The 21,968-nt window shown below is 58.8% G+C and carries 23 protein-coding genes and 4 pseudogenes; 10 read left to right on the top strand and 17 right to left on the bottom strand.

Features of this window, described 5'->3' with window-relative positions; genetic code table 11:
• The 8 genes and pseudogenes from A6E15_RS20035 to A6E15_RS20015 all read right to left on the bottom strand — a co-directional run.
• A pseudogene (locus A6E15_RS20035) lies at nt 1–280 on the bottom strand (hypothetical protein); the annotation flags it as partial.
• Nucleotides 281–439: 159 nt separating this feature from the next.
• Complete coding sequence (locus A6E15_RS20030) at nt 440–1,027, bottom strand: hypothetical protein (protein ID WP_076148871.1); 588 nt, start codon at nt 1,025–1,027, stop codon at nt 440–442.
• 42 nt (nt 1,028–1,069) lie between these two features.
• Entirely contained in the window at nt 1,070–1,237 is a 168-nt protein-coding gene (locus A6E15_RS21195; RefSeq protein WP_175607309.1) for a hypothetical protein, read from the bottom strand.
• Nucleotides 1,238–1,268: 31 nt separating this feature from the next.
• Nucleotides 1,269–1,577 (bottom strand): hypothetical protein, encoded by a 309-nt coding sequence (locus A6E15_RS22020; protein WP_139326670.1) that lies wholly within the window; start codon nt 1,575–1,577, stop codon nt 1,269–1,271.
• Nucleotides 1,578–1,638: 61 nt separating this feature from the next.
• Nucleotides 1,639–2,364 (bottom strand): annotated as a pseudogene (locus tag A6E15_RS22015) (S8 family serine peptidase); the annotation flags it as partial.
• A 554-nt stretch (nt 2,365–2,918) separates the two neighbouring features.
• On the bottom strand, nt 2,919–5,144 hold the full coding sequence (locus A6E15_RS20020; protein ID WP_245800694.1) for a hypothetical protein: 2,226 nt from the start codon (nt 5,142–5,144) through the stop codon (nt 2,919–2,921).
• Nucleotides 5,145–5,567: 423 nt separating this feature from the next.
• Nucleotides 5,568–6,188 (bottom strand): annotated as a pseudogene (locus A6E15_RS22010) (LamG domain-containing protein); the annotation flags it as partial.
• A 311-nt stretch (nt 6,189–6,499) separates the two neighbouring features.
• Nucleotides 6,500–7,171 (bottom strand): hypothetical protein, encoded by a 672-nt coding sequence (locus tag A6E15_RS20015; RefSeq protein WP_076148795.1) that lies wholly within the window; start codon nt 7,169–7,171, stop codon nt 6,500–6,502.
• A 272-nt stretch (nt 7,172–7,443) separates the two neighbouring features.
• On the opposite strand from A6E15_RS20015, the gene A6E15_RS20010 reads away from it, so the two are divergent.
• The 3 genes from A6E15_RS20010 (at nt 7,444) to A6E15_RS20000 (ending at nt 9,303) form a co-directional block, all read left to right on the top strand.
• Complete coding sequence (locus A6E15_RS20010) at nt 7,444–7,836, top strand: hypothetical protein (RefSeq protein WP_076148794.1); 393 nt, start codon at nt 7,444–7,446, stop codon at nt 7,834–7,836.
• A 127-nt stretch (nt 7,837–7,963) separates the two neighbouring features.
• Nucleotides 7,964–8,323 carry a DUF5658 family protein gene (locus tag A6E15_RS20665; protein ID WP_139326661.1) on the top strand — a complete coding sequence of 120 codons (360 nt, stop codon included), beginning with the start codon at nt 7,964–7,966 and terminating at the stop codon, nt 8,321–8,323.
• 32 nt (nt 8,324–8,355) lie between these two features.
• A complete protein-coding gene (locus tag A6E15_RS20000) occupies nt 8,356–9,303 on the top strand; it encodes a type IV pilin (protein WP_076148793.1) in 948 nt (315 codons plus the stop codon).
• Between the two features lie 6 nt (nt 9,304–9,309).
• Here A6E15_RS20000 and A6E15_RS19995 read toward each other — a convergent pair whose 3' ends face one another.
• From A6E15_RS19995 to A6E15_RS19980, 5 genes are all read right to left on the bottom strand, one after another.
• On the bottom strand, nt 9,310–9,624 hold the full coding sequence (locus A6E15_RS19995; RefSeq protein ID WP_076148792.1) for a hypothetical protein: 315 nt from the start codon (nt 9,622–9,624) through the stop codon (nt 9,310–9,312).
• The gene (locus tag A6E15_RS21190) at nt 9,621–9,773 is read right to left on the bottom strand and encodes a hypothetical protein (protein WP_175607305.1); all 153 of its coding nucleotides are present in this window, start codon (nt 9,771–9,773) and stop codon (nt 9,621–9,623) included. Before A6E15_RS21190 ends, A6E15_RS19995 begins: the two co-directional genes overlap by 4 nt.
• 13 nt (nt 9,774–9,786) lie before the next feature.
• Entirely contained in the window at nt 9,787–10,281 is a 495-nt protein-coding gene (locus tag A6E15_RS19990; protein WP_076148791.1) for a hypothetical protein, read from the bottom strand.
• A 308-nt stretch (nt 10,282–10,589) separates the two neighbouring features.
• Nucleotides 10,590–11,132, bottom strand: coding sequence for a homing endonuclease associated repeat-containing protein (locus tag A6E15_RS19985; RefSeq protein WP_076148790.1), 543 nt, complete (start codon nt 11,130–11,132; stop codon nt 10,590–10,592).
• Nucleotides 11,132–11,926: a hypothetical protein gene (locus A6E15_RS19980; protein WP_076148789.1), complete on the bottom strand. Its 795-nt coding sequence runs from the start codon at nt 11,924–11,926 to the stop codon at nt 11,132–11,134. Before A6E15_RS19980 ends, A6E15_RS19985 begins: the two co-directional genes overlap by 1 nt.
• Before the next feature lie 317 nt (nt 11,927–12,243).
• On the opposite strand from A6E15_RS19980, the gene A6E15_RS19975 reads away from it, so the two are divergent.
• The 4 genes from A6E15_RS19975 to A6E15_RS19960 all read left to right on the top strand — a co-directional run bounded on the left by A6E15_RS19975 (nt 12,244) and on the right by A6E15_RS19960 (nt 15,296).
• Complete coding sequence (locus A6E15_RS19975) at nt 12,244–12,711, top strand: type IV pilin (RefSeq protein WP_076148788.1); 468 nt, start codon at nt 12,244–12,246, stop codon at nt 12,709–12,711.
• A gap of 2 nt (nt 12,712–12,713) precedes the next feature.
• Complete coding sequence (locus tag A6E15_RS19970) at nt 12,714–13,211, top strand: type IV pilin (RefSeq protein WP_076148787.1); 498 nt, start codon at nt 12,714–12,716, stop codon at nt 13,209–13,211.
• Between the two features lie 196 nt (nt 13,212–13,407).
• Nucleotides 13,408–14,460 (top strand): Cdc6/Cdc18 family protein, encoded by a 1,053-nt coding sequence (locus tag A6E15_RS19965; protein WP_076148869.1) that lies wholly within the window; start codon nt 13,408–13,410, stop codon nt 14,458–14,460.
• A gap of 341 nt (nt 14,461–14,801) precedes the next feature.
• The gene (locus A6E15_RS19960; protein WP_076148868.1) at nt 14,802–15,296 is read left to right on the top strand and encodes a hypothetical protein; all 495 of its coding nucleotides are present in this window, start codon (nt 14,802–14,804) and stop codon (nt 15,294–15,296) included.
• A gap of 75 nt (nt 15,297–15,371) precedes the next feature.
• Here A6E15_RS19960 and A6E15_RS19955 read toward each other — a convergent pair whose 3' ends face one another.
• Both A6E15_RS19955 and A6E15_RS20660 read right to left on the bottom strand, forming a co-directional pair.
• Nucleotides 15,372–15,659 (bottom strand): PadR family transcriptional regulator, encoded by a 288-nt coding sequence (locus A6E15_RS19955; protein ID WP_076148867.1) that lies wholly within the window; start codon nt 15,657–15,659, stop codon nt 15,372–15,374.
• A 324-nt stretch (nt 15,660–15,983) separates the two neighbouring features.
• Entirely contained in the window at nt 15,984–16,814 is an 831-nt protein-coding gene (locus A6E15_RS20660; protein ID WP_139326669.1) for a hypothetical protein, read from the bottom strand.
• Between the two features lie 291 nt (nt 16,815–17,105).
• Between A6E15_RS20660 and A6E15_RS19945 the strand changes: the two are divergent.
• A pseudogene (locus A6E15_RS19945) lies at nt 17,106–17,471 on the top strand (cell division control protein Cdc6); the annotation flags it as partial.
• Between the two features lie 640 nt (nt 17,472–18,111).
• Here A6E15_RS19945 and A6E15_RS19940 read toward each other — a convergent pair.
• Nucleotides 18,112–18,438, bottom strand: coding sequence for an ArsR family transcriptional regulator (locus tag A6E15_RS19940; protein WP_139326668.1), 327 nt, complete (start codon nt 18,436–18,438; stop codon nt 18,112–18,114).
• A gap of 417 nt (nt 18,439–18,855) precedes the next feature.
• Between A6E15_RS19940 and A6E15_RS19935 the strand changes: the two genes are divergently transcribed.
• Nucleotides 18,856–19,176, top strand: coding sequence for a hypothetical protein (locus A6E15_RS19935; protein WP_076148864.1), 321 nt, complete (start codon nt 18,856–18,858; stop codon nt 19,174–19,176).
• 364 nt (nt 19,177–19,540) lie between these two features.
• Nucleotides 19,541–20,794 carry a hypothetical protein gene (locus A6E15_RS19930; protein WP_139326667.1) on the top strand — a complete coding sequence of 418 codons (1,254 nt, stop codon included), beginning with the start codon at nt 19,541–19,543 and terminating at the stop codon, nt 20,792–20,794.
• Between the two features lie 808 nt (nt 20,795–21,602).
• Here the strand turns inward: A6E15_RS19930 and A6E15_RS19925 are convergent.
• On the bottom strand, nt 21,603–21,839 hold the full coding sequence (locus A6E15_RS19925) for a winged helix-turn-helix domain-containing protein (protein WP_076148862.1): 237 nt from the start codon (nt 21,837–21,839) through the stop codon (nt 21,603–21,605).
• Nucleotides 21,840–21,968 lie beyond the last annotated feature (129 nt).

Here is a 21,968-nt window from a genome sequence, read left to right as displayed (position 1 = left end):
CCGAGGAGTAGCTGGCGTAGGTGTGGCCGTCGTTGCGAATCTCGAGCGACAACTCGTCGAAGTCGTCTTTCGTGTCGGCACTCAGATCCGTGTCGTAGGTGACCGTGTGGTTACGGTCCGCGGACGCGTTGTAGTCGGTAATCGTGTCGGTGCCGTCAGTTGCCAGATCGCCGGTGCTTGTCGGGTCGGCGACCGCAGTGCCGGCCAGCGCGATCGAACCGCTGGTAACGACGAGCAGGGCGATCAGGCACGCGAAAAGCCGCGTTGAGATGGGTCTCATTGTTGTAGTGTCGTGTTGAGGATGGGTCGGTTAGCGAGCGAGGCTCGCGGTGTCCCGGGTAGGGGTCGTCGGGCGGGACTGGAGGCAAGGTCGGGGGTGGGACAGTCGGCGGCGGTGGAATCCCTCCGGAGGCCCACCGAATCGTCGTTCGAGTCATGGTCAGATGTCCCCTCGATCGGCCGTCTCCGCACCGGCGACACCGGCCGCGTACATCGTAGTCAGGAACTGGTTCTTCCACGAGAGGCCCTGTCGGGTCCACCAGTCGGAGTAGCCCGACGAGCCGACCATGAGCCATGGATTATGGACCGCGCCGCGACGGAGGTCTTCCTCCATCCCGTTGTCGAGCCACGAGTACACGCCGCCGCTCTGGGTCTCAGGATCGCCAAGCGACTCGACCTCGAGAAGTTCGCCCTCGGTCGCGCCGATGGGATAGTAGTGGTGAAAGTTCCCGTCGACGCGGTAGACCGGATGCGGTCCGTCGCTGTCCTCGTAGATCGTCGGGGCCGTTTCGCGCCCGCGCAACCAGTGGTAGGCCGTGTAGTCGGTCTCGACGATCTCGCCCGAGGCGTCGTCGACGACGACGTAGATCCACTCGTGATCGCCCGAATGCGAGGTCAGGTCAAACGTGAAGCCGTACCACGACGACTCCTGCTTGGCGTACTCGCAAGCGTAGACGAGGACGGTCGTGTCCTCGTCGGACGAACTCGCGACCCAGCCCCGTAGTGTTGGGCGGTTCGAATAGGTCACGTCTGCAGATCCAGCATCGGGCGGTACTGTCGGAGGACGCCCTCATCGTAGGTCAGTGTCACCGAGTTGGGTTTTGAGTCGGGCGTGACTCGCCGCGGCGACGCCGGTCAGCGAGAGCGTTCCGACGATGCTCGTCACGGCCGCGGCCCCGCCGCGAAGCACCTCCCGACGACCGACCACGGGCTCGTCGCCGTCTGTCTCTGTGGACATGAGTGAGAACCCTCCTTAGACGCCGACTGCCTCAGCAGCGTCCCCGAAGAAACCGGCTACTCGCCTTGAGGAAGCCGGGCTGGGCCGAGAGTGCGTTGTTCGCCGTGTCTCGCCCGGACGCGGCCGCGTTCAGATCCCGCTCAGGTGCGGGCTCGGTCGTGTTGCCCGCGACTAGTCGATCGGCGTCGATCATGCCGCCCTCGGACTCAGTCGTCCCGAGGTTCGGCGTCGCAGCGCCGCTCTCGATAACTCGGTCGTGGAACGTCTCGGCGTCGCCCTCGAGCGCGGGGTTGGCCTCGAGGGCGAGTGCCCCGACGCCGCCGGCGACCGGCGCGGCCATCGACGTGCCCGACAGCGTCGTGTTCCGGTAGGTACCGGAGTCGGTGAAGGTTGGGCGCGGTCAGGTTCTGGCCCGGAGCCGCGGTATCCGGCGTCACACCACGCGATTCGCCGGTACTGAGGTCGCCGCCCGTGTCTGGCCCGACGTTGCCGTAGTAGCTCTTGGTCGCGTTTGCAGGCGGCGCGGCGTCGGTCGATTGGACGCCGATCACTTCCGGGATGTCGCTCGGCGACGCCGTCCACCGGGCGACACCGGTCTGGTAGCTGTTGCCCGCAGCGACGAACGCCGCGGTCACGTTCCCCTCCTCCGAGAGGGCGTGCTCGAGTTCGGTGGCGAGCTGGTCGTTCCAGACTGGCGACCCGAGGCTCATCACCAGGATGTCCGCACCCTGCCGATCAGCCCGGCGGACGGACCTGACGATGTCCGAGGTCGATCCGGAGCCCTCCGAGTCGAGCGCACGGTACGGCATGAGCGTCGCGCCGGGAGCCATCCCGTCAACCCCGACCGCGGCCGATCCGACCCACGAGCCGTGCCCGTTCGGATCGGACACGTTCTCGTAGCCGTTGGCGGCGGTGATCGGCTCGTCCTCGACGAAGTCGTAGCCGTCGCCGACGCGAACCTCAGAGCCGATCGACCCGTTGCCGAACACCCGGCCGTCACCGATGTTGACGCCGCTGTCGATCACGGCCACGTTGACACCGGAGCCATTCTGGCCGACCGCGTCCGCGCCGACGTAGGGGCGCACGTCGCGGATGAACGTCTCCGGACTGTCGCCGTCGTAGGCCATTCCCTCGCCGAACGTGCCGTCGTTGAAGACCGTCGCCGCCGTCGCGCCGGGCGGCTCGACATCGACGCTATCGGCCGACTCGAGGTTGCGGACCGGCTCGACGTTGCTGACCTCAAGTTCGAGATCGACGCGCTCGACGTAGTTCAAGGCGGCCAGCGGTTGCCCGCTGTCGCCCCACATCGGGAGCTTCTCGGGTTCGGTCAGCGAGTACTTGATCTGCTTCGGTTGGACCGCCAGCAGAGCCGTGTTCCGGCCGCCGTCGGTCTCGAGGACCGTTGCCGGCGTCCCGTTGGCCCAGTTCTGGAGTGACTCGAGATCCTCGGCGCTACCAGTCTCGACGAAGACGCCGACCTTGTCGCCGCCGTCGCCGTACCGGACGGCATCCTCGTGGGGCAAGTAGCCGAACCAGTCGACTGCGTCGGCGGCCGCCGGTGAGAGTGGGCCGCTCGAGCCGCCGAGCGAGAGCGACTGGGCAGCCGCCGGGGCGGCCAGCAGCGGGTTGGCGAGCAAAACGACCAGCGTTAGCGTCAGGATCGTACGTGTGCGTGTTCGTGTCATGCTGAGATAGTACCTCCATGGGCGGCGGCCAGTCCATCGACCGGCGCGTCGATGGTGACCGTGGTCGCGGGCTCGGCGACCAGCGACGCCAGCGTCGCAACCAGATCAACCGCGACCTCGAGAATCGGCAGGACCGCCGACCCGACGGTCGCCAGCGGACTCAACGCCGACGGCCGCGGGAGGAGGATCGGAACGGTCGTCTGGACGTCGTAGAACGCCGACGTGAAGAACCCGGGATCCTTGTGAACCTCGATCGTGACCGATCCGTCGTCGCTGGTGTGGGTTTTGATCACGTGGGCGTCACCACGGTCCGAGGGATGTGCACCGCCGTAGGCGGTGTCCGAACCGATCCCGAGGGGTTGGTTGCCCTCGCGGTACGCGACCGTATCCTTGGGCAACTCGGTCACGTGGACGAACACCTTGGCGTTCCGCCGGGCCTGTTCGGGCTCGCCCTCGCCGGTCTCTTTGAGCAGGTTGACCGTGATGTCCTGATGATTGTTGCTGATTCCCTCCGCGTAGACGTGCAGGCTCGAGGGGATGTTGTCTCGCGGCGAGATCGCCGCGACTTCGAGCTCCGAGCCGGAGGTGTCGACGCTGCCGCCCTCGAGACCGTCGCCGGCCAGCGCGAGCGGGCCGGTAAAGCCGTCAATAGCGCGGATGCTGGGGTCCTGCGAGACCGTCTCCTCGATGGCTTGGATGCTGACGGTTTCACTCCACTGCTGGCCGTTCGCATCCGTAATCGTCAGTTGGATCTGGTAGCTACCCGCGCCGTTGGTCTCGAAGCGGACTTCGTCGGCGGCGGGGTTGGTCGTCGGTCGCTCGCCGTCCGGGCCCCGAACGGTCGCGTTGACCGACTCGATGCCGACGCTGTCACTCCCGACGGTCGGTTCGACCGTCACCGACTCGCTCGGACCGGGCATCACCGTCGTCACGTCGATCGCCTGCAGCGCAAGCGCGTTGCCGCTAAAGGCCGGGTTTGTAATCGGAACCTGCGTGTCGGCGATGTTCTGGCCGTCCTCGCTCGAGGCGGTGATTCCGAAGGCGATCTGGGCGGTGTCAGCGTCGATCGGGAAGTCCTCGATAACGAGTTGGTCCGAGCGTCCCGTCCGCTTGTTGACCGACCAGTATTCCTCGGAGACAGTAGTCGTCTCGCCGGTCTGGACGTTGTTCGCGACGACCGACGCGCCGTCGGGTGCGAGGTCACCGTCGAAGGGAATCGTCGCGTCGACGGTGCCATCGCCAATGTCGGTCTCGGGATCACCCGTGTTGAGACCGCCCTCAATCTGTGTAATCTCCTGTCGCAGCGCCTCGATTTCGGCTTTGAGTTTGTCCGTGTTCTGGTCGGGATCGAGGGTGACGTTGATATCCTCCCGGTCAGTCAACCGCTCGCGGAGGTTTTCGTTTTCGTCTGCAAGATCCGAGAGTTCGGAGTGCAGATCCTCGATCTCCGTGCTGTTCATCTCGCTGGGCGGCTCGAGGTAGTCCGAAGCGATATCCGCGTACGTCTCGTTCTCGAGGAGGTTGCGAAGCCACTCGGACTTGTTCAGCGATTTGTCGATGCCTTGGAACGGGATCGAGTTGACTTCGACAGCGCGGATCGACGTCTCGTTGGCGGGTACGTCCACGCTCTCGGGCGCGGGCGTGATGTAGAACGACTCGTTGTAGGTCTCGAGGTTCGCGATTTGCTGCAGGTCCTCGAACGAGGCGTTTTCGACATCGGTGATGTTCATGTCCTCCGCTGCCGGGGTGTAGGCCTGGACCTGCAGCGTGTTCACGTCTTTCGGAACACTGAGGTTGAACTTCCCGGCGGTCCCGTTCTTGGAGTAGGTCGAAGTGGTTTTACGGACGATTTTCTCCTGCGTTGCGAGCTCGACGATTCGTTCGCCGCGCTGCGTGAGTTGTCCGGCGCGGTCCTCGAGGTCGCTAGTGATCGTTTGGATCTGTTGTTGGGGGTCACCAACTGAAATCGGGTAGCCGTTCGCCGGCTGGCCTTCTGGGTAGATGCGGTAGAAGCCCGGCGAGAGACTAACGCCTGCGGCCTCGTGACATTTCTTCCCGACGCTGACGCCAAGGCAGAGTTGTTCGCTTGTCTCGACGGTTTGCCGGTCGACGACATCGCTGTCGTAGCTCAGTTGTTCGATGACGATCGTGCCTGAGGTCGTGACGCCGGCCAGGTCCTCGTCAGCGTTGTCCTGAATGCGGTTGCCACTCGGTTCCCGCAAATGGATGTAGAACCTCTCGTCGGCCGGCGCTTGCAACCGCGGCGTCCCCAGATGCGGATTGTCCGTATAGCGGAGCGTCCCTGCACTCCCAGCCCAGTCGTCTTCCGTGTTGACGACGGGTACCTTCCCGTCCGAGATCGTCGACTCGACATCGAGATCCGGGTCGTAATTGAATGAATCGTAGTCGATGGACTCGACTTCCGATCGGATCTCCTCGGCCCGTTCCTTGAGGGTCTGGCCCTGGTCGGGATCGAGGTTCGATTCGCGAACACCGACGGCTTCGACGATCGTCCCGTTTGGAGTTGGCGACGGGTTCTCGCAGGTCGGGTTATCGACGGGGCAGGTCGTTACTTGCCCAGCAATTTGCTCCTTTTTATATCCGATCGTTGGATCGGTGTAGAGTGTATCTGCCTGACTACCGCTAAGTGTCTCATCATAGAGGCGGAATTCATCAATGTCAGCAGACGTCGAAGGTGTGAGTTCAATCTCTCGGTTGTACGAATAATCATTTGAACCACCCCCAGTCGACGCTTCTTGTACACCGTCAATATAGACGGCTGCGGCATCATTCCCGTCCGTGTTTAGTGCAACAACAGCGTGGTGCCACTCGCCTGTTGTTAGGTCACCAGTATCTCCCGTCCAAAAGTCAGAAGTGCCACTTGAATCCGTCCGCTTAACGTGGAATTCGGTATTCGACTCGATTGTTAACTCATATCCATACCCATTCGAGTCAGTTGCATCAACTATTTTCCCGTTGCTGGTTGTTCGGAACCAAAAGGAAAGAGTTCCAGCACGGTCATCGAATGTACCGGAGTTTGTTACACCGTTAGACTGTGCTGATCCGAGGAAAATCGCAGTAGGCGAGATATTTGACGAGATGTACTCAGAGTTTGACGGGTTAAACGGGACGCCCTGTTCATCGTCAATTGCATCCCCTTCGAAGCCCCACCTGAGAGTTGGCGATTTAACCGTCTCATTGTCGCTAGATTGGATCGTTGTAGTTGAGGTTGCAGTTGCAGTCTCAAACCCGCCAGCGAGAGACATCGCTGGCAGACTTACGACCAAAACCAAGACGAAAAATATAGCGACCGTCTGTTGACCACCGGTAGATGTCGTAGATAGGTCCGTCACTCGAGGGCGCGCCTGCCACATGGCCCGTCCGTGTCGGCGGACGAGCAGTCCAGCCAGTACCACCGCGATCGCCAGTCCGGCCAGCGGGCCGCCAATGAGTGCCGTCGCGGCGAACGCGAGTGCAGCCGCGATCGCGAGGGCGGCGATCATCGCGTACAGTTGGGGACGGGACAGCCGTTGCTCGTCGGGGTCGGGGTTGGTGTTGAACATTGGAAAATCAGGCCTCAGTTATCCACAACGACGCTTCCATCGTCGAACCGAATCCCGGCCGGCCGTTCGCCGAGTGCCCGGCCAACAGCAACTCGCGTCGCGTGTTCGAATAGATCCTCGTCACGCGAAGCCAACTCAGGCTCAGACTTCCACTCGAGGACTTTCTTCGCGAGGAGATCGCGCTTGTGCGGAATCTCGGCTTCCTCAAGACGGTTCGCGATGCGGAGGGCGTGTTCGGCGGCCTCCTGTTTCCCAAGCGGAGCGCGGCCTTCCTCCTGATCGATCGCGCCGCAGCGACAGACGATCTTTTCGGGTGGGTTCGCGCGCTTGCGCTCGAGAGGAACATCGAATTTAGCCGTCGGATCCTCGGCGTCGGGATCGTATAGCGGACCCTCGACGCGGGGCGGATGGACCGTCTCGACGGCCGCCGTTCGTTCTTGGGTCTGGCACAGCACCGTCTCCTGGCCGACATCGGCCTCCTCGAGCGCGTCGAACCCGTACTCGCCGTCCTCCGCGTAGCGGACCGGGATTGCGACCGTCCGTAGGGCGAACTGAACGCGGAAACAGCGCGAGCAGATCGTATGGTCGTCGGCGACATACTCCTCGTAGACTTCCGCTGGCTCGCACTCGAGCGTCGGGCGTTCTGAACGCTGTACTGACGGCTCTTGGGTGTGTGTGATGCTCATGGTTGAAAAGTCGATACCCGTGTCTGTCGTAACGCCTCACGGCGCACCCCGAATCCGGAGCACCGGGAGAACCCAGTTATCGGAAACGGGTAGCGGACACGAGTAAGTTCGTTCTTACCAATAACGACTAGTCCCGAATACAAGAAACTACCGCTTACAACAGTCTCAGAAAGTCATGAACATTCTCGAGAAGTCTCCGGCAGACGGGGTTGGCGAGAGAGTGCGTTCGTGAACGAGTAGAGTTTTTGACCCAGCACTGTGAGGGCGAAGATATGGGCGACGAGCCCGTCGGCGATCGCGACGATGATAGCTGGACGTCGGTCACAGCAAAGATCAAGGAAAGCGAACTCGAGACCCTGCAAAGACGGTTTCCGGACGTACCAAGCGATTCAGAACGGTTTCGACGCGCCGTCTGGTTCGTGACGGCGGTCTCGAATGCAGGATTCGCGTTCGACCACCCACCTGACGAAACCCACGAAGACGACGACTGGACATCCGTGACGACGAAAATCCACGTTCCACGGCTGGAGATGCTACGGCGGCGGTTCCCCGACCCGCCGAGCGATTCGGAGCGATTCCGCCGTGCGGTCTGGTTCGTCGACACTGTCGAGACAGCAGCATTCGAGTTCAACGATCGCGACGCCGGCGAAAACGAATCGAAATAGGGAGCCCCCGAGGACCTTGGCCGGGTTCGGGGTTCAATGAGTGGCTACGCTGCGGGGCTACCAAAAGGGTTCGGTCAACCATAGGATTTCGCGTAGATTTATTTCAATCCTGACGAATATGCGTCATATGGGTGGGAGTGGTCTATTGACCCGGTTGCCAGCCCTGACAAGACCGAGTATCAACACTATAGCCTGGATCTGTGCTGTGATCTCCTATGTGATCGGCGACACCGCGACCACAGTGTACTTTCTCAGTACAACGCCGGCGACCGAAGCAAATCCACTGGTTGAAACGCTAATTGGAAGTTATGGGCTGTGGGCGATCGTCGGGTGGAAACTCCTCCTATTCGGTCCCTTCTATCTCGTATATCGCCTCTCACCCGCATGGGCCCGGATTACAGTGCCAATTGTGGTAGCACTACTTGGAGTCGTCCTGACCGGATGGAATCTCTACCATGGGCTTGTTGTCCTCCAGTGCTGTGCATAACGTATTAGTCATCGTAATTGAAATATCGATTAATGAGTATTCGTCGGTTAAATCACTCCAATCGTGCCGTCTCGACCGTCCTCGGGATGGTCCTCATGGTCGGGATTATCACAATGTCCATGGCTGTCCTCGCGGCGGCGCTTCTCTCTGGCGGGTTGTACGACCACCAACCACGCGCGGAGTTCGTCTACCAAGAGAAGGCGAGCGGAGAGGTTCTCATCGGCGTGGAGAGCGTGCAATCGCTCGCTGCCGGCGACACTAGAATTCAGGTCAAAGGTGGTAGTGGTTGTGGGTCATGGGGCGGGAGCGGGTCACTTGAGAAGGGTGCCGTGACAGCCGTCGGTGACGGTAGCTGTTCGCTCGCAGCCGGTGACGTGATACAAATCGTCGGAGACAGCGTGCTACTGGATAGCTATAAACTGCGTGGCGTCTCACCCACATATGAACGGTGTTCTGAGAAATTCGAAGGGCGTCTTGCGGACGGTGAGATTGAGGTCACTGGCAATCTCAAGTGTGATATCGTCGGTGAAGACGGTGGTCGAACAGATGTTGACGTGATAATCGACGATAGTGGGCATCTTGATGGAACGGTGAAGCTCAACGAAGGTGGCTCGCTCAATATCGACGGCGGCGAATTGACCGGCCAACTCGAGACGGAAAATGTCCCGAGTATTGACGGCGGGTCGGAGATCAATGGCGATATGACTGTCGCGGAGGGCGGGTCCGGTGATACACTGCAACTCAAATCCGATACGCGGGTTGAGGGTAAGATCCACTCCGCGGGCGAGACGGTGAATCTGAAAGACGGCAGCGAAGTAATCGGCGACGTGACGGTCGTTCCGGCCCCCGGCGAAGATCCTGGGGACGGGATCGACCTCAAAGGGAATTCGCTCATCGATGGCGACGCGAACGCGACCGAGTACGACGTTGTGGTCGGTCCAGATGCAACGGTTACGGACGAGATTACCGAAAATCAGTAAGAGCGGTTAGTCGGTCCGGCCGATCACCGACGCGCCCGAGAGGACAAGTTCCGACCGCATCTTGTGGTCGTGTGACGTAGCGAGTCGGCCGCTCACGAGCCAGCAGTCCCGCGTCGTCTCGGACGGCAGCTCGCCGCGAGCGCAACAGGGCCCGCGCGTCGTCGCGAAGTCGATCACCGTGCCCTCGACATCGACGAGGATTTCGACGCGGTCGTTCGGCCGCAATGTCCGACCGCAGCCGTCACACAGCGCCGTCTGCCCGACGCCGACCGGGATCCCGCGGAGCATCGCCCGCTCGCGGCACTCGAGCGTCTCGGTCATCGATCGGCCTCCGGGCCAGCAACGGCCCGCGCTTCCGCGAGGAGTCGCTTCTGGCGCTCAGCATCGTAGTGCTGTCGGATCGATCGGGCCTCTTTCGCCGGGAGCCGGTCCTGTCGCTCGTCGGTCGGTCGCGAAGAAATATCGAACATCGATCGAACCCTCCTACCGATCGTCTCCGATGCGGGGTTCGTCCGAACGGACAGCCACGGACGCTTTGAAATTCAGCGGCTCGCCGTCGAAGACACACTTCGGAACCACGGCGACGCCGTCGGTCGGCGTGACGGCGTCGTAGTTGATCCGGCCCCAGTCGTTCGGGCCCACGTCGCCGTCGATTGCGGAGGTGTTGACCTCGAGTGCGTCGGCGTCGGTCTCGACCACGGCGGCGTCGTACATCCGTTCGGCGGCCTCGTCGGTGCTGGGGTCGCGGTAGAGGACGTGCAGTCGGTTGCGCTCGGTGTAGCCGCCGATCGCCGACGGGTTGCGCTCGAGTCGGCGCTCGTAGCAGAGTTTCGTGGCGACGAAGCGGTCGTAGCCCTCGAGCACGTGCTGGTCCCGTCCCATGCGGATCCAGTCGGCGGGCACGGGCGCGTAGAATCGATCAGGTTCGGTCGGTTTGTCGTCGGTACGCTTATCAGGTCGCGTCTCAGATTGACTCATGGCTTCTGATACCTCCGAAGCCGAGGTCGGCTGCTCTAACAGCCGGCCAGATTTTCGCGCTGGCGTCACCTCGGACACTAGCGTACTAGCTAGCCACCCACTTATAATTTAGGAGATAGTTACATCTCTCTGACTGTGTAGAAACCACCCACCGGTAATACTATACTCGAGTTACCTACCATATTTCATATATAATTTTATGGTCCGAACCTCGACATCTCGAGTGCCGTCGACTGACCGCATGAGCGAGCCACAGAACAGATCGATAGTGGGGCCTACCCCCCTCGGGCGCACTACACTCGCACGGTTCACTCGCGCGTTCCAAGCCCCGCGGCCTCGAGCGCTTGGTCCCACGTCCCCCAGCGCCGCAGGTACGGCGTCACCGACCGGTCGCCGCGCTCGTTCATCTCCGATTGGGATGGTGGCCGTCCAAGGTCGGTCGCGAGATCGCGGACAGCCTCGAGTAAATCGTCCTCGTCGACCCGCCGGCCTGGACGTATGTCCTCGGGATTCAACCCAGCTTGCTCACGGGCAGCAAACCACGACTCAAACCGCCGAAAATATGTCGCTGGATCATACTGTCCATGCTCGTCAAGATCCTCAACCAGCACCGGTTGACCGTACTCGTCGGCAAGCCGTTGCAACTCTAAAAGAAGGTCCTCATCGGAGACGTACTCGTGATTTGGGTCTAAGCCGGCAGCCTCGAGTGCGTCGTTCCACGACCCCCAGCGGTTGTAGTAGGGCGTACTCGAGTGCGGCCCGTCGTCGTTCATCTGCGAACGCGTCGGTGTCTCACCAATCTCAGCGGCAAAGTCGCGGAGATCCTCGAGATACTCCTCATCAGTCGGCATTAGTGTTCGATACCCAACTCCGAGACAAAGTAATCATCGACACTTACGGCGTCTTCGTGAACGTCGGCTTCGGCACCAAGCGTCTGAAAGAAGGTGGCCAGACTCCGGCGGTAGCGGTCTGAGCGGTTCTGGTGGTCGATCAGCCAGCGGTCGTTGAACTCCCAGTAGACTGCCCGATTCTCGAGATAGACGCGCGCAAACTCGCGTTGGGCCTCCTCAGAGACGTCAATAAGATACTGTGGGGCAACCGCTCGCGTATCATCGTCAGTCGGTGCATCAAGGCAGGTCAACAACCGACCAAGCACGGCCCCGTCATCGCGAATCGTCAGTTCGGTGCTGCGGAGACTGTCGTCAGTTCGGTGTTCTCTTGCCTCGAGTCCGAGCTGTGTCACGAGCGATTCGAAGCGCTCGCGATCGTCGCTTGATTCGATTCGAACATAAGGACCATAGGTCTCGGGTTTGATCGTCCCGCGTGAACACACCCATGCGACAAGCCGGTTGATCGGGTCGAATACCTCGCTGATTTCCGTCAGCGGCACCCACCCACGCGATTCAGCGGTCTGAATGCCCCGTACCGGATGCGGAATCGCTCCGTCGTCGATCCACGGCCGGACGCGACCGCGCGGGAGATCCAGTGCCGACGCCACGCCGCCAGGGCTCGCATTCGGATGCTCCCCCGTGTACTCGAGGACACGCTGGTAGTCAGTTACGAGGTCCCATGGGTCTTCGTAGGCGCGGCCGCTATAGGTCCGGGCAAGCATCGGCGGCGTGACGAGGACCGGCCGATCGTTCATACTCGAGTATTTGACACCGATCGGTTAATGATTGCCATCATATCCGATCAGTGTCCGAATCGCCCGATAGAACTACTTCAAGTGGGCACTGGAACCGAGATAGCAGCCGCTGATTCTCAGTTTTGAAAGCCCAATTGGTCGGACTATCAGGTACCTATATATGTACCCAGTTACCTGTCGATATTGTGCATCGGACGACGGCGGCAGGAAAGCGGGGACGACTGGATGGATTCCCAATCCCCCGGGCTGCATCTCTCGGTTCGCCGAGGGACGCAAAAAGCCTTCCTACCGTTCACGGGCCGATGCGTGATTGAAATATGGATGGAAAGACAATCCGCAACAAGTTGATTGGATCGGACGACCAGCGCGCAGTGTCACCAGTTATAGGTGTCATACTTATGGTAGCTATTACCGTGATCCTCGCAGCCGTAATTGCTGCCTTCGTGCTGGACATGGGCGATCCAGGGAATAAGAGCATAAGCGCCAGCGCTGACATTGAGAACGGAGGTTCGGATGTCACTGTCGAATTGACCGCCGGTGGCAGCAACGTTGATGGTATCGCATTTGTCAACAGTAACGGGAAGATCGCTGTGTATGACGATAGTGTGAGTAGCACAGGCGCATCAGGGACATACAGTGACAGTGGTGATGGTACTGGTGACCTATCCGGCAGTGGCTCCACTGATTATACCGTATACGCTTACCAAGGGAGTGTTGAAGAAGACGGCTCTATCGATGACGCTGACGCGAACGTCGAACTCGGGCAAGTCACGTACGATCCCTAGCAATGATGCCTGAAGAACTTCAGTCAAAATTGGTCGGAGATGAGGAAGAGAGGGCTGTGAGCCCGGTTATAGGGGTCATACTCATGGTAGCTATTACCGTGATACTCGCAGCCGTGATTGCCGCCTTCGTGCTGGACATGGGCGATCCAGGGAACAAGAGCATAAGCGCCAGCGCTGACATTGGTGAGAACGAAACTGAAAATATCACTGTCGAGTTGACTGCCGGTGGTAGTAATATCGACGGGATCGCGTTCGTTGACTCGAGTGGGGAGATAACTGTCCACGACCCTAATCTCAACAGTACCGGTGCAAACGGTGTGTACGGGACAAAGATAGACAGTGGCAGTCAAGCTGCAGCCGGCGACGCTGATGCCGTGTTGTCCGATGATAGCTACACGATCTACGCCTACCAAGGGAGTGTAGAACACGGTGATTCGATTGACGACGCTGACGCAAGTGTCGAAATCGGGAGCGTTGAATACGACGCACCCTCACCGTAGCACCTTTCTCATCTTTTTGACCGCTGTAGACCAGATTGGACGACTACATTACTGTAGAAGTCGGATAGACTCGGCAGTGTAAGACCAGTCCCACTGTGCAGATAGTTGTCGGCTATACACCCCTCGAGTCCCCGAGTGGAACGGGTGGAATCACCCCCCAGTCAATTTATCAGACACTCCACCGAAGGAACACGATATGCACAGTGGCCCCCAGCGAGAGATTATCGGCGAGCGAGAGATCCTCCGGGAGAGTCACGACCCGGAGACGATCCGCTATCGCGACAGCGAGATCAATACGCTCACAACGCTGCTGTCGCCGACGCTCGGCGGTGGGATCACCGAGACTGCATTAATCCACGGGCCGCCAGGATCGGGCAAAACCTGTACGACGACAGCCGTCCTCGAGGAGATCGAGACCCAACACAGCGTACCGACAGCGACGGTCAACTGCTGGAAGGACCACACGCCCTCGCGGGCGCTGTACACGATCGTTGAGTCGTTGGTTGGCGATACGGCATACGATCGCGAGCAGACCCCCGAGAGCGTATTACTCGACGCGGTCGAAGACGCAATCACCGAGCCGACGATCCTCTTTCTCGACGAGGCTGACAAACTCGTCGAGGACGACATCCTGCGGGACCTCTATGAGATCGACGACGTCCGCCTGCTGTTCGCGGCGAACAATCGCCACCAGGTCGTCGGCGACCTCGAGCATCGCGTCTACTCCCGCATCGGGACCGCACAGGATATCGAGTTCGAGAAGTACCACGACTACCAGCTCGTGCAGATCCTCGAAGACCGTATGGTCGCGGCGAAGGTCAACCCCGAGATTGTCCCTGACGAGGCAGTCGAGGGAATCGCCGACGCCGCCGGTCGGGACGCTCGGAAGGCGATCGCGACGCTGCGAAACGCCCTCGATATCGTCCTGATCGACGACGCCGAGTGTGTGACAGACCCGATCATCGAGCGGGCCAGACAGAAGGCAGAGGTGGATATCGCTCGGTTGCGTATTTCGTCACTCACCGACCAGCAGACAGCCGTCCTGAAAGTGCTGGCCGACATCGAGCCGGCGACCAGTGGGACGATCTACGACGAGTACGAGCGTCGGATCGACGATCCGTCTGTTAGTCGGACCGTCCGCGGATGGCTCAGTACGAAGTTCCCCCAGTACAATCTCGTGACGATCCTCGAGGACGAACACCCACAGGAGTACGAACTGACCGCAGCGGCACGGGAGATTGTGGAATGAGAAACCGGGGGTAGGGATGTCTTACTCGCGTCCATCTGGAATATTGGGGTCGATAACAAACCACCCATTCCAATACATTTATACATAGATAGAAGAATGATTCCACAAAGAGATATTCAGAATGATGAATGTCTCGCTGAGGTGAATACCGAAATGAGTGAACGAACTGCCCGGTTAGTGGAACGCGGGATAGAGGAGTACGACTCCGCGGAGGAGGCGTGGGATTCGCTCACGGAACTCTCCGCAGAGATTGACTGGGACACAGAAGCTGTCCGACCGGACGAAAGTCCCGAATCCGAGTTTCGGTATCCACTGGCTGCTGACGACTAAGTCGGCCAGGAATGCTGATTTTAGATAGCAACGTCTGGATTCACGCTGTTATTTTCGGCGGAAAATCCAGATCGCTCGTTGAGCAAATCATCAAGAACGGGCGCAAATCGGCCGTCAATGCATATATCCATGAGGAAGTTCGGTGCAATATTGATGACGACCATTCGATCGATAGGAGTGTTAGAAACCGCGCGCTCGAGCAGTTCTTTGCGGCGATAGGCAACTCCCCACAGATACGAAATCCGGATTCTGAAACTGTCGAGCGGATGGATCTCGAAGCCGAACGGAAAAAAGCCCATCACAAGGTCATTGGTGCATTTGGCGATATCCAAGCGAAAGACGCGCCGATACTTACGCTGGCATATCAATTCCTGAGCTACCAGCCGACAATATATACGAACGACAGCGAGTTCGCAGACCTCTCTCCCACCAGTCGCGGGATTCCCGAAATCTCAATCCAGTACTGCGATCTCGAGTGGGGTCGGGCCGAACAGGCAGTCGAGTGAGTACGAAGCAAGAAGTCGGTCCAGCAGTATCGGCAACTCAAGCGCATCGCGATCTCGTCCGTCGCGTTGTGTGAGCTACTCCGAGAGCAGTTCTTCAACGTACTGATTTTCCCACTCTCGACGCGCCTCGAGTTCGCGGCGACCGCGAGCGGTGAGCGTATAGGAGTTCGTCCGGCGGTCAGCCTGCCCCTTCTCGACAAGCCCCTTGTCGACGACCGTGTCAAGATTCGGGTACAGTCGGCCGTGATGGATCTCCTTTTCATAGTAGTCCTCGAGTTCCTCCTTGATGCCAAGACCGTGTGGCTCGTCTTTGCTGGCGATGACGTATAGTAGGTCTCGCTGGAATGCCGTCAAATCGTACATATCGATGCTATGTTCTATTAAAATAAAAGGACACTGCTAACAGGTCGGGCATGGGGCGCAGACGCTGAGGCGAGGCGACTCCAGACCCCCACCGATTCAATCGTTCCGAAACGAGAGCGATAGACAGGCAAGAACAATTGTGAAACGAAAATAGACTATATTTCACCAGCTTCTAACTCTCTTACCGAGAGAAGTCGAGAACTGGCACACAGCTCTACCAGGACAGATAGCGGGGAACAAGATACCCAGATCTGACTAATGGCAAACATTGTTTTATAAAAGAACGACGGGGTACGATGATAGGTCTATGCTAATATCGAAGAGTTATACCGGTGGGTCAACGTGTCCGTCAGCCTGAACACGGAGTTTTGGATCCATGGCATAAGCGGGCCATGCATAAGTGCTGTCAGAGATCTTCGTTTCCGAACGAATCTCGCAAACGCCATTCATGGACGTGACACTTTGGGCGTTATCACCGTCTCCCTCAAAGTACACACCGAATTCGCCTGCCGTTCCCTGATCGAAGTTCTTGGGGTAGACGGTCCCGTCCTTGACGTAGTAATTACCGCCAACGCTGGCACCAGCGCCACTCGGGAGGGTCGCACTAGCGGTGAACGTATGCTCCTTCTCGTCGATCGATTCAGAAGACTTCGGATCGAAGTCGATGACCCGGAAGTCGCTGTCGGTCACATCGACGTGAGCCTCCATCTCTTGAATCGACACCGTGTATCCCGTGCCTCCCTCGGGATATGCCGTCAGATGGTGCCAGATGAAATACACATACTCACCGTCGATCTGATCCACTGCACGATAGAGTGTTAGATGTCCCTCAGCAGTACCGTAGTCGACAGTGTCTGAACTATTACTCAAGTCCAGATCAGTACTGAAGTGAGCAACGTCAGTCACATTTGACGTGTTGACACCACTACCCTGAGTCGTAACTGACTGGGTACCAACAGACTGCGTCGTCAGCGATCCGCTGCTGGATGTCGCAACTGCCTCACCAGTGTCTAAGTCTTCTTCTGAGATGTTGCTCGATTCAGCACCCTCACTCTTAGCGGCTCCCGTTCCTGCGAAAAGGACGCTTCCTGCGATAGTCGCCCCGCCGATTTTTTTGAACGCGCTACGTCGGCCGATTCTGTTATCTTCCGACATTGCAATTGGGAATAATTGGTAGATTTGATTGTTCTTTATGACTGTATTCTAAACCAGAATGTTCTGGGTAAGTATTTTGTATTAGCTCCACACAACATATCTAGTTTGTAGAGGAACTATACGGCACAATAAATAGCTAGGAAATTATATAATAGAGAGTAGGCTCCAAGATTAATCGGGGTAAACGGTAAATGCCACAAAATTAGGGCCTGTCAATATTCACAGATGCAGTATATTATGGCTCTGTTGAAATCCTTAGAGAGTTGCATTTTCGTCCTATAATTCCACGAGATGAAGGACCTGACTTCCCACGGTCATCTGACGCTGCTGGCCGTGGTCGCGTCGACGGTCGCCGATCCCGACAGCGTCCCACTGCAAAAACAGACGCTCTGCGAGCAGTACCAGGACCTCGCGCAAGCGACCGACCGCGGCCCACTCGGCGGGCGAACATTCCATAATCATCTCGCCGAACTCTCGATGCTTGGCATTCTCGATCGGACCAAGCAAAACGAGGGTCGCGCCGGCGGGATCTACTACGAGTACGAGGTCGACGTACCGCTGGATGCGGCGCTATCGACGCTCGAGAACCTCCATATGAGTGACGAACTCGATTTAGATTCGTTACGTGAAAACGCACGGGAGAACGGGCTGCTCTAATACTCATGTGTCTCATTCGAGGGGTAGCTTCGGCACTCAAGTGGACTTTTGAATCGGTTGTAGACTCAGCCGAAGAAGCGTGGAAAGCGGTCAATGGGTGGTGCGAGCGGGTTGATTTGGATCTCGGGGCCGTGCGTCGCGGCTGAAAGACATGTAAACCCTTCAGAAAGATTTAAGTATTCGTCCGGCAATTATCCTAGTAGTTCCTGGCGGAGGGAACCGGCGGAAAAGCCACTGATTACCATGCTGCTCCGTCGGTCCTTTCACCATCGGCTGTTTCACACTATAGCGGCTGCGCTATTCGTCTGATAGAGTAACAGGAGTTGTCTTCTAACCCCCAAAACGGGGGACCCCTCACGGGGTACTTTGTTGTGGTTCACTCGGGACAGCAGCGCTATTCACGCTATCAGGAGTCCCAGAGTGACAACTTGTTTCGTGAACCGAGCCAGTTGCGTCGCGACTCGGAGCCACTTCTCAGCGCGCTCCAACCGGTCAGCGTCTGGGTCGGTCTTTTCATCACTTTCAGCCATCGGCCATTCGCTGGGGAACCACAACGAGTTCCTGACGAAGGGTATCCCCAGCGATCACTGATAGACACTGGTCAGATAAAAAGGATAGGTGGTTGGATACTCACCAGTGGCTATTCCTCGTCACCGTCGTCTTCCAACTCGCTCGCGTCGAAATCGTTTTCGTCATTATCTGCGTCGCCATCAGCATCAGTATCATTGTTGGCCGGCAGATTGTCCGCATCGACCTTTCCATCGAGATAGTCACGACCGAGGTCCGTAATCTGATAATGGGTCGTATAATCGTCGTGAGTCTCGATTAGGCCGTGACTTTCCAACTCCGATAGCGCGCGAGCGATTGTAGCTCGAGATGGATCAAGTTCGATATCTAGCACACTAACCGGGACTGCAATATCGTGACCGTCCAGAAACTCGAGAACGGGGTCACTGGCTTTATTCATCCATGCACCCCGTTTCCGTCGCATTGGTTACCAATTCCGAGGAGCGCACAAGTTTTCACCGATGTATTAGGACTAGGATGCATTTCCATCTCATTTTGAGACGTATACGTATCAAGAGTTAAGTATGGTGGACTACAACAGGGTGCTGTCAGCAGACACGACCCTCTGGGCGGGTAACCAGTCCGTAAAACGCAGCGGACAGGCGTGGTCAGAACACGCCGTCCGGAGGGCGACACTGTTGGCGACCCTACACCATGACCCACACGACGCGTCCCCTTAAACCGACTGCCAACAGGCTCGGGGGAAACACCGTTCACCCAGCGAGGGTGGAACTCAAAAATCGCGTGACTGCGTCGGGTGGAACGGGTGGAACGACCCCCACCGGACTATATCAGCCATGGGGACGTTCATTCGGGTATGGCAGTCCGCGAACGCGATCCGGACACGACCGACGAACGACTCGAGATCACGAACACGGTGCATCTCAAACCGCTCGGGATCGACGTCCCGTCGGGCGCGACCTGCGAACTTACGTTCCGCGGGACGCGCGGGAACTTCATCGTCTCGATCGAGCGCAACGGCAATCGGTGGACGCTCGAGGGCAGCGAGGCCCAAGCCGAGCTGACCGGCGCGTTCACCGAGGACGGGATAGCCGACAAGCCCACGCGGGTCCCCGACTGGATCGCGCGGGTCATGGACGCGAAAATCGACGTGAGCGAGGTGTCGGTCCAACGGTAGCCCTACAGTCACGTATCGATTCCGCCGTGCGAGGCCTGCTGGAACAGGCTAGCCGCGCGGCGCGCACCAGCGACCCCACGCAACTCACCAATGATCCAATCACAGAGCAATCCCGCACTTTCGCCAGATAGTCCGCCTAGTTTTAAGGCGAACCCACGACAAGAGACTCGATACACAAATGCACGGCTAACGAACGTAGAGGCGGGCGGGGCCGAAGCCCCAAAGAACCAGCCTAACCCTACCTGGTTCTTGGCGAGATTCGGTCTTAATACTTTCCCCTCGCGTACTGGCAAGACTCGTCAGACCGAGATCGGATCGCTCGCCGCTCGTAGCGCTAGTCGTGCGACCATAGAGGTGGTCGCGCATGAGTAACCGAGATACGAACGTTTCAGTACAAGCAGATCCGACGGAGAAAGAGTTGATCGAGGCGGTGTCGTACGATATCCTCGACTGTTCGCAGTCGGCGGGTCTCAAGCACATCGCGGAACAGTTCTACCGACAGGTCGCGGGCGACATTCACCCGCGCGCGATCCGGGACGAGAAGGTCGATGTCCAGGCGCTGCTCAACGGCAACCTTGAGCCCGAAGACGTCGACGAGAAGTACCGGATGGACGGCGATAGTCCGGCCCAGATTCCGACGGCGGATGGCGGCCTTCAGGTCACGCCGACGCCCTCGAGCTACACGCCGACCTACACGCCCCAGGATCTGGCGACGACCGGGGCCGAACTAACGTGGGACGAGCTGACCGACGCGATCGGCCAGCACTGGTCTGACGATCTCGAGATTCACGAGGACCGTGTGCGCTCGAGCGGGGATGTCGAGATAGTCGGCGACGGCAAATACTCCGACGACCCCTACGCACTTCGGGCCAGTAAGAAGCCCGTCGCGAAGATCCTCGCCGGGATTCTTCGGTCCAACGGTGACGTGGTTCCCGAGAAACTGGTCGAAGCGAAGATTCTCCAGTACACCGAACACCAGATTAGTCGCGCCGACGAGTCCGAAGGCCGGCGGTACAAGAAATCGGAGTACAAGCGGCTGTTGGTCAAGAAAGGGCACCTCGTTCCCCATCCCGACCCGTTGCGTGACGAGTACTACACGTCCGAGGCCGCGGCGAAAGAACGCTTCGCCGAGGAGGTTAAGGAGACGATCGCCGACCTCGTCGAGAAGACGTGGGTGCTTGACCCGACCGAACACGTCCAACAGACCGGAATCGCCGTGAAGGAGAACGCCGAGCAGTGGGTCCGTGACCTTGCCGAGTTCCGGCAGGGGCTTGGGTTCCTGCATACGTTACTCGAGGACGACGACTGGAGTGACAGACTCTCTGAGTTAGACGACCCGCTCGGAGAGTGGCCGAACGCGAAGGTCGCAGCCGGGAAGACATACAACCAGATGCTTTCGGAGTACGTCTACGTCAACCAGTGGGCTCGCTTCGCAGCCGCCGACGCCGTCCTCGAGCTTGAGGACGACGAACTACTCGAGGACGACCTACTACGGGACGACGAATGGGTTCCCGTTCGACCCGACCGGCCAAGTGAGCCCGTGTTCGAGTGGGTTGCTGACCGTGACAAGCCCCTGAGCCCGCAGGCTCAGATCGCCGAAGTCAGTAACAAACTGTAGCCGGCGACCGGACCCCGAGAACGCCCCGCGGCCGATAGCGACGGCTGTGTGCAACGCCTTGTTTTGACCCCTGATTTTCCACTGGAAACCTTGTGTCTCGGCAATCGGCGACGCTCAAGGTCGTGAGTAGACCGGCGATCGCCCAGTGCGAGCTGTTGATCGGTCGCGATCGGGCCGAGAATGACGTGCGTTTGTCTCGAGATAGTGAGAGATAGCAACGGCCAGCGAAAGTTAGTGACTGCGGCCCGCAAGACTTGCCGGTTCGAAGATCGGGAGATTTGAAAAGAGACCGTCGCCGTATAGCGATTTTCGAGCGGTGAGAAAATGGCCTGCTTAGCAGTGACGGAATCTTTTCTTTTCAGACCGAGATCGGCCGAGGGTCTGGGACGGGACCAGAGACACAAGACCGGCCGAACAGAACGATCTGGCGCGCGAATACGGCAGGACAGCAAAACGTGATATAGAGCGGCTGAAAGCCCCGGCTGCGGCCACGTTCCACTTTACCTTGCCTCAAAAGGTCTGCTGCGGTCTATTAGGATAGTATAGCTTAAAAGAGTTTCGGCAGGGAACCTAATAACAGCCATCTGATGGATCGGCCACTCTCGGTTGGCTGTCTCGAGACTGTCCCGTTCCTTCTCTTTCCCGTATTGCCGTTCCCACCGCTGTCTCTGTCTGATTCCCGCTGTTCTCTGGCCGCTCACACGCTCCGATCGGCCACGCACCCCGCACAGACCTTCGCGACCGATCGGCCCAAGAAAAAGATTTCACTGGATTCTCAGTGACGTATATCGAGAATCAGAGATGTTCCTTACTCGTTGTCGATGTACCACACCTTCGCTTTCCCGCTGACCTTCTTGTGGCCGACCTCGCCTTGCTCCTCGAGCTCACCTAATCGATTGAGTACCGTCTTTCGATAGCACCCGACCGCCTCGGCGACCTCGCCGGTCGATGGAACCGGGCACTCTCGGATCGCCTCGAGAAAGTCCTCGTCAGTATACTCCTGGTTGAACTGCTTGGTCTCGTCGTCGCGAGTTCGATCACTCATTACGCGTACCCACGCACGCATCCATCAAAAAGCCACTCCACACGGTCGGAGTATGGCAAGAACTAAGTCACCTGACCTGAATGTAATAGATACAGAAGCAACTCGCTACGCGGCGAACCTCAGTAGAAT

The organism is Natrinema saccharevitans, assembly GCF_001953745.1.
Classification (GTDB): Archaea; Halobacteriota; Halobacteria; order Halobacteriales; family Natrialbaceae; genus Natrinema; species Natrinema saccharevitans.
The sequence above is the reverse complement of the archived record's forward strand: the minus strand, read 5'-3'. Positions and strand labels throughout refer to the sequence as shown.